Source organism: Pseudomonas sp. NFACC16-2 (assembly GCF_900119205.1).
Classification (GTDB): domain Bacteria; phylum Pseudomonadota; class Gammaproteobacteria; order Pseudomonadales; family Pseudomonadaceae; genus Aquipseudomonas; species Aquipseudomonas fluorescens_Q.
Genome location: NZ_FPIX01000003.1, coordinates 122,062 through 134,223, shown reverse-complemented (window position 1 = coordinate 134,223; position 12,162 = coordinate 122,062). Strand labels below are relative to the sequence as shown.

Below are 12,162 nucleotides of genomic sequence, written 5' to 3'. Positions count from 1 at the left end.
CATTGGAAGGTTCAGGAAATGGGACCGCTCATTCGAGCGAAAAAGCCCGAAACATCTCAATTTATTAAAAAAGCAGGAAGGCTTGCCCCCGGGAAAAACCCGCAGGGCAGCTCGTTCGACCGGGACGTCTTGATTCGAAGAGTTTTCTTACAAGATCTGGCGAATCAGCTCAATTGACCCTCTAGCGGTATTGAGACACCTTGGCCTTCTGTTTTGCTGGAACGCTAAAACCCTCTTCACACAAGGAAGCACTTACCCATGGATGGATACGTCACGGCCCGCTGGGGCCGGATCAGTCGTTTGAACAGTTATGGCCAAGGGGATGAACCGTCCCATGCATAACCGTGAATACAAGCTGTTGCCCCAGCAGCGCGCGCCCCTTGGAAGCGGGCGGGCCAATACTCAGAACGCATGCAAAAGTTGCAGTAATCCCGTTGGAGGAATTGATTTGGAACCGCGCGTCGTTGAACTGGAAACCCACCTCAAATACATCCGCAAAGACATGGATGAAATTCGCACCGACGTAAAGGTGATCCGCCACAGGCTGGCCTATTCGGCTGGCGCTGCAGCCGTGGTGCTCGGTCTGCTGGGCTGGATTGCGAACAATCGATTCGACCAGGTGGTGATGCTGCTCACACGATGAAGGTGAGAGGCGTGAAGGCCCGAGGATCCGGCTCGGGCCGCAGGACACCTGCCACGGTGCTAACCCAGGACTTCGCTCAAGGGAATGAAACCCACCTCATCGCCCTCCACCAGCGTCCGTCCCTCGAGCACTTCGACCAACCCTTCGGCCCAGGCGGCGCTGCGAAGGACACCCGAGCTTTGATTCCGGTAGATGATCGCTCGACCATTCTCCATGCGGCCTCGCAAGTATTCTCGTCGACTGCCAGCCTTCGGCCAGGCGAAACCGGCCGGCACCTTGAACATGAGCGGCGCCACCGACTTAACGCCCTGGCGTCTTAGCAGGTAGGGCCGTGCCAGCAGCGCGAAAGTCACGAGGGTCGAGGCAGGGTTTCCAGGCAGGCCTATGACCGGCACGCCACGGTAATGCCCGAACGTCAGCGGCTTACCCGGCTTGATGGCGAGTTTCCATAGCGCCAGCTCGCCGTCCTCGCGCAAGGCGACTCCCAGGAAATCCGCCTCCCCCACCGATACTCCACCGGTGGACAGGATCAGATCGACATCAGACAACTGTGCCAGGCGCTCGCGGGTGGCCGATAAATCGTCAGGCAGGATACCCGCGTCAATCACTTCACAACCCATGCATTGCAGCCAGCCACACAGCAGCACGCGGTTGCTGTTATAGATCTGGCCCGGGCCCAACGCCTGACCGGGTTCGACTAGCTCATCCCCCGTGGACAGGACTGCGACGCGAACTTTGCGCACCACTTCCAGCGAGGCACAGCCCAAGGAGGCTGCCAGCCCCAGCTCGATCGGCCCCAGGCGCGTACCTGCAGAAAGCACCTGCTCGCCGACGGTGGTCTCCTGTCCCTGGGGGCGAATGTTCTGCCCGCTGACCATAGGCTCGGTAAACCGCACCCGCTGGTCGTCTTCAACCACGGCATTCTCCTGCATCTCGACGCAATCGGCGCCCGCAGGGACTGGCGCCCCGGTGAAGATCCGCGCACACGTGCCAACCGCCAGCGGCTCCGGGGCCTGCCCGGCAAAAATCCGCTGGCTGACCGTCAACGGCTCGCCGCTCCAGTCAGCCAACCGCAAGGCATAGCCGTCCATGGCACTGTTGGGCCATGGCGGCAAATCAAGGGTCGACACCAGATCCTCGGCGAGCACTCGCCCTAGCGCCGCGGCCAAAGGCAAATGCTCGCGCTGGACAATCGGCGTGGCAGCCGCCATCTCGAGCAGTCGCTCCAACGCGACCTCAACAGCCATCAAGGCCCCGGCCTTGCCCGGTTTACCCACGGGATTCACAAGGCGCTGCCTGTTTCAAATGAGCCACGAAGTTGCACGGCCGATGCCGCGCATCCAGCTGTTCGGCCAGGATGCCATCCCACCCGGTACGCACCGCGTTGGTCGAACCCGGCAGACAACACACCAGCGTGCCATTGGCCAGGCCTGCCAGCGCGCGGGACTGCACGGTGGAAGTGCCGATGTCAGCCACGGATATCTGTCGAAACAACTCGCCAAAGCCATCGACCTGCTTGTCCAGCAGGCACGTGACGGCTTCCGGCGTGCTGTCACGCCCAGTGAAACCGGTGCCGCCGGTGATCAGCACCACCTGCACCACGTCTTCGGCAATCCAGGTCGCGACTTGCGCACGGATCTTGTACAAATCATCTTTGAGCAGGACCCGCTGCGCCAGGTTGTGGCCGGCCGCCGTGAGCCGATCGACGAAGACCTGCCCGGACGTATCGGTTTCCAGGGTACGAGTATCACTGACAGTCAGCACCGCGATATTGAGCGGCACGAAAGGTACATCAGCCTTGGCTTTCATAGGCTCGTCCAGTTGTGAAGGAAACAGCCCGGTGTTATATCACAGCGCTTCATTTTTGCGCCCGTGCGGAGACACGCCATGACCTCGATTACGCCGCTGCCATCCTGCTCCATTCTGCTCTTGGCGGGTGGCCGCGGGCAACGCATGGGCGGTCAGGACAAAGGCCTGGTGCAGTGGCAAGGCGAACCGCTGATTGCCCATATCCATCGCCAGACCCGCGCCCTGAGCGATGACCTGATCATTTCCTGCAACCGTAATGCGCAACGTTATGCACCGTATGCCGATCAGTTGGTGCATGACGAGGAAGGCGACTTTCCCGGGCCATTGGCGGGCATCCGGGCAGGCCTCAAGGCTGCGAAGCATCCGTATTTGCTGGTGCTGCCGTGCGACGTGCCGCAGATCGACGCAGGCCTGCTCGACAACATGCGCAGGACGGCCAGCCAGCACCCCGATCAGCCATTGATGGTGCGGCACGGCGAGCATTGGGAACCGCTGCTGTGTGTCATCCCGTTGGCCCTGGCAGCGAGCGTCGAAAAAGCCTGGAGCGACGGCGAACGCAGCCCCGGTCGGGTTATGCGCGCGTTGCACGCCGTTGCCTTGCAATGCCCTGCCGACGACCCGCGGCTGGCCAATCTGAACACCCCGGAGTTACTGGCCCGACATAAAGGCGTATCAGATTGACACTAGCCAGGAACTTGCGCGCAATGTATACGTCTGAAGGTCAGTAACTTGAAGAATCCATTTCGGAGAAACACCATGACACAACGGACCCTCGCCACGTTCATGCTCGCTCTGGGCCTCGCCACCCTTGCCGGGTGCGCTTCGCCAACAGTGATCACCTTGAATGACGGTCGCGAAATCCAGGCCGTCGATACCCCTCATTACGATGAAGAAAGCGGCTTCTACGAATTCGAGCAACTGGATGGCAAGCAGACTCGCGTGAACAAGGATCAGGTTCGTACCGTTAAAGACCTGTAATCTTCAGCGCTACCGCCAGATACGAAAAGCCCGCAACATTTGCGGGCTTTTTTATGCCTGGTCGGAAACCAGGGGGCACTACCACTGCAATATGATCTCGCTCTGGAATACACGTTCCTGGCCGGTGATCGGGTCGATGAAACGCAGCCCTTGTGCCAGTAGCTTGAGCGGGTTGGCGTAGTCATCCTCGGCGTCCCGAAGCACGTCAGGGTAAAACGGATCGTTGCAGATACCCGCTCCCAGGGCATTCATATGCACCCGCAACTGGTGTTTCTTGCCCGTGACCGGAGACAATCCGTAGCGCCACAGGTCACCGTGTCTTTCCAGGACTTCGATGGCCGTTTCGGTATTGGGCTCGCCCGGCCCTTCCTGCATCCGAAAGAACGGCTCACCATCGATCATCCGGCTTCTATGCACCCGGGGAAAGGTCAACCCAGGCAACGCGCGGGCAATGGCCTGGTAGCGCTTCTCGATCTGCCGTGTCGGGAACAACGACTGATACACCGAACGGGTGTGCGGGTTGGCCGAGAACAACACCAGCCCGGCCGTGTGCCGGTCGATGCGGTGCAAGGGCACCAGATGGGGGTTGTCCAGGCGCCGGATCAGCCGTCGCAACAAGGTTTGCTCGACGTATTCGCCCGCCGGAGTGACAGGCAGAAAATGCGGCTTGTCTGCCACCACCAAGTGCTCGTCGGCATACAGGATCGACTCCACCACCGGGATCGGCTTCTCGTCGGGCACTTCACGGAAGTAGTGGATGCGCAGGCCTTCACGGTATGGCAGGTCGACCTGGATGGCCTTGCCCTCCCCGTCCAATACCCGGCCCCGAGCGATCCGGTCCAGCCACTGCTCGCGACTGATGGCGCTGAAATGCTCGCACAGGCACTCCAGCACCGTCTGCCAGGAACCGGGCGGCAGGTACAGCGTACTGGCCTGATGATGAGCGGCGGAAAACGATGAACCGGACATTGAAAACTCTTAGGCATTTTTGCGAGGCGGTATTATCCGACAGTCGCACAGGCCAGCCCAGCAATGATTGCTCACGTGGTGACCGACGTCGATTTTGCCGCAGCTTCGGTGAACTCCTTCAACCAGCGCAGCACTTGCACCGCCTCCCAGCGACCTGGATCGTACAACGCGTACAACAGGCCCTGGTAACCCACCACATCCAACTGTTTGTGATAGCCGGCACGCTGGAACAACGCTTCAATCTCGGCGAAACAGGTGTTGAAATGCAGTTTATTGAAGGGCGTCTTGCCTTCGGTAACCAAGCCATCCAGGCGCAGTTCCAGGACTGCCTCGCGCACAACGTCCGCGGACATCCTGTTCACGCTGCTTTTCAGTTGTTCGACATTGACCAAGGGGATGCACTCCAGATAGCTGTATGCACATACAGTAACCGAAGCACGATACTTTCGCCAACCGCAGTATCAGGAACTGACAATAAGCTGCTCAACCGAGAAACTTCACGATCTGTTCGGCCTCGAAGGGCCAGTCCAGCTCGGCACCGGTATCCAGCCTGCGCAGCACGGGAATACGCAGTCCATAACTGTCCACCCAGGCTTCGCGTTCTGAAATGTCCACCAGCTCCACCAACAATCCATGTTCAACGAGAGGCATCAGTTCAGCTTCGGCTACTTCGCAAAGATGACACCCCAGGGTGCCGAACAACTGGCATTCAGGAAGCATGGCGGGTAGACCCAAAAAAGATAGACGGTCATTCTAGGCCCGACCCGGGAAACCGTCGAGTCGCTGGCTCGCTTCAAGGTGTTTCGGTAAAACGCTGATGCAAATCACTGAGCGTCAACGCCTTTCCAGCGACGCTTGTCGCATTTTCCCCTCTACGCTGTGCGTTGTAGCCTTGAAACGGAGTTCCCCTTGTTTGCCAACCTGCTGATCATCCTTGCTTCGTCCCTGGTGGTCATCGCCTTGTTCAGACGGCTGCGCCTGCCACCCGTGCTGGGTTATCTCTGCGTCGGGCTGGCGGTCGGGCCCACCGCGCTGGACTGGGTCAACGACAGCGAAGAACTGCCCGACCTGGCCGAACTCGGAGTGGTGTTCCTGCTGTTCTCGTTGGGGCTGGAGTTTTCCCTGTCGAAAATGCTCGAACTGCGTCGGGTCGTGTTCGGCCTCGGCAGCCTGCAGGTGCTGTGCTCAGGGGCGGTCCTGGCGGGATTGCTGGCGTTGGCCGGCGCCCCTGTGATCGCCGCGTTGTTGCTCGGCGCAGGACTTGCCTTGTCCTCCACCGCCATCGTCAGCAAGGAGTTGACCAGCCTTGGAGAAATCTTCAGCAGCCATGGCCAGAACGCCATCGGAGTGTTGTTGTTCCAGGACGTTGTCGCGGTACTGTTGTTGACCCTGGTGCCGGTATTCGCCGGCAGTAGCGACCATCCATGGTATTGGGCACTGCCCTTGACCTTGGGCAAGACCCTGGTTCTGTTCGGTGGCCTGCTGCTGGCCAGCCGACTGCTGTTGCCCCGGCTGTTCCACGAGGTGGCGGCGTCCCGGTCCGCGGAACTGTTCGTGCTGCTGGCCCTGGTGATCGTGTTGCTGACGGCATGGCTGACACACCTGCTCGGTTTGTCGCCAGCCCTGGGAGCGTTCCTGGCGGGCATGCTGCTGGGGGAGAGCCACTACCGGCACCAGATCGAAGCCGACATACGTCCGTTCCGAGATATCCTGCTGGGGCTGTTCTTCGTCAGCATCGGCATGCTGATCGACCTGCAGTTGTTCCTCGACGACGGCGTGTTGATCCTGGGATTGACCATCGGCCTGATGCTCATCAAGGGCTGTGTGGTCGCCATTCTGGTGAAATGGCGCGGCAGCGACGTTGAAACCGCCTGGCGCAGTGGCCTGGCGCTGGCCCAGGGCGGTGAATTCTGCTTCGCCCTGATGGCCCTCATGCAGCAGAACCGCCTCATGCCCGCCGACATCAGCGGCCTGCTGCTGGCCGCGACATTCTGCTCGATGCTACTGACGCCCCTGTTGCTGCGTGCGGCGCCACGCATCGCCGCGCGCCTGCATCGCAAACCCAACGAAGAGGCGCAACTGGACCAGATCAGCGCACTCAACGCCGGCTTGTCGGGCCATGTGGTCATTTGCGGCTACGGGCGCGTCGGTCAATCCATCGGGCGGTTCCTGCGTCGCGAAGGCCAGGCGTTCGTCGCCCTGGATGACGACCCGGTGATTATCCGGGAAGCCACCGTCGGGGAAAACTGCGTGCATTACGGGGATTCGCGACGAGGTGACCTGCTTGCGGCCGTTGGCTTGAGCCGCGCCAGGCTGCTGGTGATCGCGGTGGACAAGACCGACATCGCCATCACCGTGCTCAAGGCGGCCCGCCAGGTCAATCACCAGGTACCGATCCTGGTACGCACCCGTGACGACAGCCAACTGGCCGAGTTGCAGGCTGCCGGGGCCAGCGAAGTGGTCCCGGAGCTGCTGGAGTCGAGCCTGATGCTGGCCTCCCACGCCTTGATCATGCTCGGCCTGCCCGAGCAGCAGGTCCGGCATCATGTGGACCAGGTTCGTCATGACCGCTACCGCCTGCTCCATGGCTTTTATCCCGGCAACCAGGACAAGGAGCCATAGTGCGACGCTCAGTCCTGGCTGACCGCGCCGATCTTGTGAATAGACAGGTCGGCGCCGTAATACTCTTCTTCCTGGGTCAACCGCAGCCCCAGCACGGCCTTGATCATGCCATAGACCGCAAACCCGCCGGCCAGGGCGACGACAATTCCCAGCGCCGTGCCGATCAATTGGCTGACCAGGCTGACCCCACCCAGGCCGCCCAGGGCGCTCTGGCCAAAGACGCCACAAGCAATACCACCCCAGACACCGCACAGCCCATGCAGCGGCCAGACGCCGAGCACATCGTCGATCTTCCACTTGCCCTGGGCCGCGGTGAAGCACCAGACAAACAAGGCACCGGCAATGGCCCCCGTGACCAGCGCACCGACCGGGTGCATCAGGTCGGAACCGGCACAGACCGCCACCAGACCGGCCAGCGGGCCGTTGTGCAGGAAGCCCGGGTCATTGCGTCCGACAATCAATGCCGCCACGGTACCGCCCACCATGGCCATCAACGAATTGACCGCCACCAGCCCGCTCACCCCGGGCAAGGTCTGGGCACTCATCACGTTGAAACCGAACCAGCCGACAATCAGGATCCACGAACCCAAGGCCAGGAACGGAATGCTCGAAGGCGCAAACGCCACCAGGCGACCGTCCCGGTAGCGGCCGTTACGCGGGCCGAGCAAGAGCACGGCAGCCAACGCCAGCCAGCCGCCCATGGCATGCACCACCACGGAGCCGGCGAAGTCATGGAAACTGGCGCCGAACCGGGCTTGCAGCCAGGCCTGCAGGCCGAAATTGCCGTTCCAGATCATGCCCTCGAAAAACGGATAGACAAACGCCACGATCAGCACCGTGGCGCACAACTGCGGTGCGAACCGGGCACGTTCGGCAATACCACCGGAAATGATGGCCGGGATCGCAGCGGCAAAGGTCAGCAGAAAGAAGAACTTCACCAGGCTATAACCATGATCGGCGCTGAGCACCGCCGCCGGTTGCAGGAAGGTCACACCGTAGGCAATCCAATAGCCTATAAAGAAATAGGCCAGGGTCGAGATCGCGAAATCGCTGAGGATTTTCGACAGTGCATTGACCTGGTTCTTTTGCCGGACCGTCCCCACTTCAAGAAACGCAAAGCCGGCATGCATGGCCAGGACCATGACCGCGCCGAGCAGGATGAACAGCGTGTTGGAGCTGTGGACCAGACCGTCCACGGCGTTTTGCATATTTTCCATGGTATGGGCAGACCTGAAAAAGTTGAAAAAAGCACCAAACCGGTTCGCCTGCCTTGCGAACGCACCAAGTTGAAACGACTCATTGGCCGTACGCAGGCCAACGAACCGCTTTGGTGCGCAAGAATGGTCAAAACGAAATCCCGCTTGGAGGTGCTTCGCGGGTTTTGATTATTTGGGTTAAGGTTTTTCGGGCTTTCGCCCAGCTTCAGCGCACTGGCGCAAGCTGATGCACCAGTACATGGCAAAAACCTGAGCAAAAGTTGTACCAGCCACTTGTACTGAACCTTCCAGCCAGGCTCATACTCGAACGTTTCAGACGTCACTTACGGAGATTCACCGATGGCCAGAACCCAGGCAAAGACTGCTCAAGAAACCCTGATGGAAGATTTCCAGACGCTGGTCAGCGACACGGAGCGGTTGCTCGATCACACCGCGACGCTGGCAGGCGATCAAGCCGATGCACTGCGCAGCCAGATTCACGAAACCCTCCTGCGCGCCCGCGAAACGCTCAAGCTGACGGAAGATTCCATGCGCGAACGCGGCCAGGCTGCGGTGGTCGCCACCGAGGAATATGTACAGGCCAACCCTTGGCAATCCGTAGGCATTGCGGCAGGCGTTGGCTTTCTGATTGGTCTGCTGGCGACACGGCGCTGATGATGGGTATCGACGAATCCAGCTCGTCCGAAGCGGGCACAAAAGCTACAGCACGCCGCCTGGGCGCGGCGCTCCTTGGCTTGCTGCATAGCCACGTCGAATTGTTCGGCATGGAGCTGCAGGAACAGAAGGCACGCACTGTCAGCCTCCTGCTGTTCGCCGGCCTTGCGCTGGTGTTCGGCCTGCTGCTGTTGGTCGGGCTTTCGGCGCTGGTACTGATCCTGGTATGGGACACCTATCGTCTGGCCGGCATTATCGGCCTGTGCCTGTTTTATCTGCTGGCGGCGCTGTTCTGCGGGCTTCGGCTCAAGGCGGCGATCTACGACGAGTCCTCTCCTTTCCACGCCACCCTCGAAGAACTGGCCAATGATCGGGAGCGCCTGTTGCCATGAGCCTGCCTGATATTCCTCAAGCCCGGACACGACAGGAAATGCGCAAGGCGCTGGTGCGTCTGCGCATGGAAATGCACCGCCAGGAAATCCGCCAGGAAACACGCCAGTTGCTGCAGCCCTTACAACGGGCACGCGGCTTGACGCAAAGCTGGCACGAAGGCTTCGGCATCAAGCACGTGCCACTGTGGGGCGTGGCGGCGGTGTCCCTGCTCGGTTTCATCACCGGCAAACGAACCCGCAATGGTGGTGGCAGTGGCTTGACTGGCCTGATCCGCCTGGCAACGACATTGCTGCCGTTGATCAAGCTGGCCAAAGACCTGCGCAAACCCTGAGGCCCCGGTGGGGAGGGAGCTTGCTCCCGCTTGAGTGGGAAGCACTCACAAAAATGGGCCTGCTTCGCAGTCCAGCGGGAGCAAGCTCCCTCGCCACACAGGGTTGTGTATCAAGTCTGTGCAGGCCTATAGGCCTTGCAGGGCAGCCCACGAACCGGGAAGCTAGGACACCGACATCATCAAACGGAGCAACCGGCCTTGGATTGGCACACCCTGCTGACTCGCGAACGCCTCGGAAAACCGCTGCACAGTCCACAAGAACTGGGCCGCAGTCCTTTCCACAAGGACCACGACCGCATCATCTTTTCCGGCGCCTTCCGCCGCCTCGGACGCAAGACGCAAGTGCATCCGGTCTCCAGCAACGACCATATCCATACTCGCCTGACCCATTCCCTGGAAGTCAGCTGCGTCGGGCGTTCCCTGGGCATGCGCGTGGGGGAAACCATCCGCAATGCCCTGCCTGACTGGTGCGAGCCAAGCGACCTGGGCATGGTGGTGCAATCGGCCTGCCTGGCCCACGACATTGGCAACCCGCCGTTCGGTCACTCCGGCGAGGATGCTATCCGCTATTGGTTCCAGCAGGCTGCCGGCCGTGGTTGGCTCGATGCAATGAGCGAAGCCGAGCGCAACGACTTCCTCAACTTCGAAGGTAACGCCCAAGGATTCCGCGTCCTCACCCAACTTGAATACCATCAGTTCGACGGCGGAACGCGGCTGACCTATGCCACCCTCGGTACCTATTTGAAATACCCCTGGACAGCCCGCCACGCGGACTCGCTGGGCTACAAGAAGCACAAGTTCGGTTGCTACCAGAGCGAACTGCCGCTGTTGGAGCAGATTGCCCACAAACTCGGTTTGCCACAGATCGAGGATCAACGCTGGGCACGGCATCCCTTGGTGTACCTGATGGAAGCTGCCGATGACATCTGCTACGCGCTGATCGACCTGGAAGACGGCGTGGGGATGGATCTCCTGGAATACCCCCAGGTGGAATCGCTGCTCCTGGACCTAGTGGGCGATGATCTTCCGGACACTTACCGGCAGCTAGGGCCGCAGGACTCACGGCGACGCAAACTGGCGATCCTGCGGGGCAAGGCCATCGAACACCTGACCAACGCCGCCGCCCGGGCTTTTGTCGAACAGCAGGAAGCCTTGCTTGCCGGCACATTGCCGGGAGATCTGGTGGAGCATATGCACGGCCCGGCAAAACGCTGCGTGTTGAATGCCAAGGACATGGCGCGCCGGAAAATTTTCCAGGACAAGCGCAAGACCCTGCATGAAATCGGCGCCTACACCACGCTGGAAATCCTGCTCAACGGATTTTGCGGAGCGGCCCTTGAACAGCATGGGGGCCGCACGCCTTCGTTCAAGAATCGCCGCATTCTCGACCTGCTGGGGAACAACGCCCCGGATCCCAACGGCCCTTTGCATGGCGCTTTCCTGCGAATGATCGATTTCATCGCCGGGATGACTGACAGCTACGCCAGCGAAATGGCCCAGGAGATGACCGGCCGTACGCGCCAATAAAAGGCACCCTTTGCAGTGCCTCGGAAAAAAGTGGGAGCAAGCTTGCTCCCACAGGGTATTGGTGGTGAATGTGAATTCTGTAGCGCTGTGCCACAGGGAGTTTGAAGTAGATAAATAATGTATGGCTTACACACACCTCGATTAAAAACGCTTCCTTTGTTTGCACAACCAACACAATCAAAGAAATATCCCTTCACACACTGCCAACACCTCCCACCTCTTTTTGCCATCCACCTACTAAAAAACCGATTACATCGTAATATCTTGCCTCTTTTTTTGTAGGAAACTTCTGAAATTGAAGTTGCATGCCCGTCTCTTCGTACGGCCCTGGTTGTAAGTGGGCTAAGGTGCGCGCTTTATTCAAGTTCGCAGGGTAATTTATTCATGAACTCCGTTTTCATTGTCGACGACCATCCGGTCATCCGCCTCGCTGTTCGCATGCTTCTGGAGCATGAGGGCTATAAGGTCGTGGGAGAAACTGACAACGGCGTCGATGCGATGCAAATGGTGCGCGAATGCATGCCAGACTTGGTTATCCTGGATATCAGCATTCCCAAACTCGACGGGCTGGAAATCCTCTCGCGCTTCAACGCCATGACCACTCCGCTCAAGACGCTGGTGCTCACGGCCCAGTCGCCGACCCTCTTCGGCATTCGATGCATGCAGTCCGGTGCCTCTGGTTACGTTTGTAAACAGGAAGACCTCAGCGAACTTGTCAGCGCAATCAAAGCAGTATTGTCCGGCTATAACTACTTTCCCAGCCAGGCGCTGAATCCGGTACGCCCGGATGACCCACGCAGTATCGAGCTGGACCTTTTCAAAAGTGTCAATGATCGGGAACTGATGGTGCTGCAACTATTTGCCCAAGGTCGTACCAACAAGGAAATAGCCAAAGGAATGTTTCTAAGCAACAAGACCGTCAGTACTTATAAGAAACGGCTGATGCAGAAGCTCAAGGTCAAGTCGTTGGTCGATCTGATTGAAATGGCGAAGCGCAACGCGCTGGTGTGAGAAAAACA

General features: G+C 59.7%; 16 protein-coding genes. 10 read left to right on the top strand and 6 right to left on the bottom strand.

Going from position 1 to position 12,162, the window contains the following annotated elements; translation table 11 throughout:
• Positions 1–18 precede the first annotated feature (18 nt).
• Both BT116_RS31210 and BT116_RS31350 read left to right on the top strand, forming a co-directional pair.
• Positions 19–177 carry a hypothetical protein gene (locus tag BT116_RS31210; RefSeq protein ID WP_170845898.1) on the top strand — a complete coding sequence of 53 codons (159 nt, stop codon included), beginning with the start codon at positions 19–21 and terminating at the stop codon, positions 175–177.
• Positions 178–334: 157 nt separating this feature from the next.
• Entirely contained in the window at positions 335–643 is a 309-nt protein-coding gene (locus BT116_RS31350; RefSeq protein WP_256571802.1) for a hypothetical protein, read from the top strand.
• A gap of 59 nt (positions 644–702) precedes the next feature.
• Here BT116_RS31350 and glp read toward each other — a convergent pair whose 3' ends face one another.
• The gene (gene glp, locus BT116_RS05000; protein ID WP_170845900.1) at positions 703–1,890 is read right to left on the bottom strand and encodes a molybdopterin molybdotransferase MoeA; all 1,188 of its coding nucleotides are present in this window, start codon (positions 1,888–1,890) and stop codon (positions 703–705) included.
• Between the two features lie 22 nt (positions 1,891–1,912).
• Entirely contained in the window at positions 1,913–2,452 is a 540-nt protein-coding gene (gene moaB / locus BT116_RS04995; RefSeq protein ID WP_072340635.1) for a molybdenum cofactor biosynthesis protein B, read from the bottom strand.
• A gap of 78 nt (positions 2,453–2,530) precedes the next feature.
• Between moaB and mobA the strand changes: the two genes are divergently transcribed.
• Positions 2,531–3,133 (top strand): molybdenum cofactor guanylyltransferase MobA, encoded by a 603-nt coding sequence (mobA, locus tag BT116_RS04990; protein ID WP_072340632.1) that lies wholly within the window; start codon positions 2,531–2,533, stop codon positions 3,131–3,133.
• Positions 3,134–3,208: 75 nt separating this feature from the next.
• Positions 3,209–3,430: a YgdI/YgdR family lipoprotein gene (locus tag BT116_RS04985; RefSeq protein WP_003199454.1), complete on the top strand. Its 222-nt coding sequence runs from the start codon at positions 3,209–3,211 to the stop codon at positions 3,428–3,430.
• A 78-nt stretch (positions 3,431–3,508) separates the two neighbouring features.
• Here BT116_RS04985 and BT116_RS04980 read toward each other — a convergent pair whose 3' ends face one another.
• The 3 genes from BT116_RS04980 to BT116_RS04970 all read right to left on the bottom strand — a co-directional run bounded on the left by BT116_RS04980 (position 3,509) and on the right by BT116_RS04970 (position 5,119).
• Positions 3,509–4,399 (bottom strand): pseudouridine synthase, encoded by an 891-nt coding sequence (locus BT116_RS04980; RefSeq protein ID WP_072340630.1) that lies wholly within the window; start codon positions 4,397–4,399, stop codon positions 3,509–3,511.
• A 71-nt stretch (positions 4,400–4,470) separates the two neighbouring features.
• On the bottom strand, positions 4,471–4,791 hold the full coding sequence (locus BT116_RS04975) for a transcriptional regulator (protein ID WP_072340625.1): 321 nt from the start codon (positions 4,789–4,791) through the stop codon (positions 4,471–4,473).
• A 91-nt stretch (positions 4,792–4,882) separates the two neighbouring features.
• The gene (locus BT116_RS04970; RefSeq protein WP_063322298.1) at positions 4,883–5,119 is read right to left on the bottom strand and encodes a glutaredoxin family protein; all 237 of its coding nucleotides are present in this window, start codon (positions 5,117–5,119) and stop codon (positions 4,883–4,885) included.
• A 189-nt stretch (positions 5,120–5,308) separates the two neighbouring features.
• Here BT116_RS04970 and BT116_RS04965 point away from each other — a divergent pair, with 189 nt between their 5' ends.
• Complete coding sequence (locus BT116_RS04965; RefSeq protein WP_072340624.1) at positions 5,309–7,021, top strand: cation:proton antiporter; 1,713 nt, start codon at positions 5,309–5,311, stop codon at positions 7,019–7,021.
• 8 nt (positions 7,022–7,029) lie between these two features.
• Here BT116_RS04965 and BT116_RS04960 read toward each other — a convergent pair whose 3' ends face one another.
• A complete protein-coding gene (locus tag BT116_RS04960; RefSeq protein WP_072340622.1) occupies positions 7,030–8,238 on the bottom strand; it encodes an ammonium transporter in 1,209 nt (402 codons plus the stop codon).
• 339 nt (positions 8,239–8,577) lie between these two features.
• Here BT116_RS04960 and BT116_RS04955 point away from each other — a divergent pair, with 339 nt between their 5' ends.
• The 5 genes from BT116_RS04955 to BT116_RS04935 all read left to right on the top strand — a co-directional run bounded on the left by BT116_RS04955 (position 8,578) and on the right by BT116_RS04935 (position 12,154).
• Positions 8,578–8,892, top strand: a complete 315-nt coding sequence (locus BT116_RS04955; protein WP_003199441.1) for an ElaB/YgaM/YqjD family protein — start codon at positions 8,578–8,580, stop codon at positions 8,890–8,892.
• Positions 8,893–8,894: 2 nt separating this feature from the next.
• Entirely contained in the window at positions 8,895–9,284 is a 390-nt protein-coding gene (locus BT116_RS04950; protein WP_072340620.1) for a phage holin family protein, read from the top strand.
• Positions 9,281–9,616, top strand: coding sequence for a hypothetical protein (locus BT116_RS04945; protein ID WP_072340619.1), 336 nt, complete (start codon positions 9,281–9,283; stop codon positions 9,614–9,616). Before BT116_RS04950 ends, BT116_RS04945 begins: the two co-directional genes overlap by 4 nt.
• Before the next feature lie 198 nt (positions 9,617–9,814).
• Positions 9,815–11,143, top strand: coding sequence for a deoxyguanosinetriphosphate triphosphohydrolase (locus BT116_RS04940; RefSeq protein WP_072340618.1), 1,329 nt, complete (start codon positions 9,815–9,817; stop codon positions 11,141–11,143).
• 384 nt (positions 11,144–11,527) lie between these two features.
• On the top strand, positions 11,528–12,154 hold the full coding sequence (locus BT116_RS04935) for a response regulator transcription factor (RefSeq protein ID WP_003199430.1): 627 nt from the start codon (positions 11,528–11,530) through the stop codon (positions 12,152–12,154).
• Positions 12,155–12,162: the final 8 nt, after the last annotated feature.

Coding starts and splice junctions, on each gene's coding strand:
- BT116_RS31210 (WP_170845898.1), top strand. CDS start 19: ATGGGACCGCTCATTCGAGCGAAAAAGCCCGAAACATCTCAATTTATT.
- BT116_RS31350 (WP_256571802.1), top strand. CDS start 335: ATGCATAACCGTGAATACAAGCTGTTGCCCCAGCAGCGCGCGCCCCTT.
- glp (WP_170845900.1), bottom strand. CDS start 1,890: ATGGCTGTTGAGGTCGCGTTGGAGCGACTGCTCGAGATGGCGGCTGCC.
- moaB (WP_072340635.1), bottom strand. CDS start 2,452: ATGAAAGCCAAGGCTGATGTACCTTTCGTGCCGCTCAATATCGCGGTG.
- mobA (WP_072340632.1), top strand. CDS start 2,531: ATGACCTCGATTACGCCGCTGCCATCCTGCTCCATTCTGCTCTTGGCG.
- BT116_RS04985 (WP_003199454.1), top strand. CDS start 3,209: ATGACACAACGGACCCTCGCCACGTTCATGCTCGCTCTGGGCCTCGCC.
- BT116_RS04980 (WP_072340630.1), bottom strand. CDS start 4,399: ATGTCCGGTTCATCGTTTTCCGCCGCTCATCATCAGGCCAGTACGCTG.
- BT116_RS04970 (WP_063322298.1), bottom strand. CDS start 5,119: ATGCTTCCTGAATGCCAGTTGTTCGGCACCCTGGGGTGTCATCTTTGC.
- BT116_RS04960 (WP_072340622.1), bottom strand. CDS start 8,238: ATGGAAAATATGCAAAACGCCGTGGACGGTCTGGTCCACAGCTCCAAC.
- BT116_RS04955 (WP_003199441.1), top strand. CDS start 8,578: ATGGCCAGAACCCAGGCAAAGACTGCTCAAGAAACCCTGATGGAAGAT.
- BT116_RS04950 (WP_072340620.1), top strand. CDS start 8,895: ATGGGTATCGACGAATCCAGCTCGTCCGAAGCGGGCACAAAAGCTACA.
- BT116_RS04945 (WP_072340619.1), top strand. CDS start 9,281: ATGAGCCTGCCTGATATTCCTCAAGCCCGGACACGACAGGAAATGCGC.
- BT116_RS04935 (WP_003199430.1), top strand. CDS start 11,528: ATGAACTCCGTTTTCATTGTCGACGACCATCCGGTCATCCGCCTCGCT.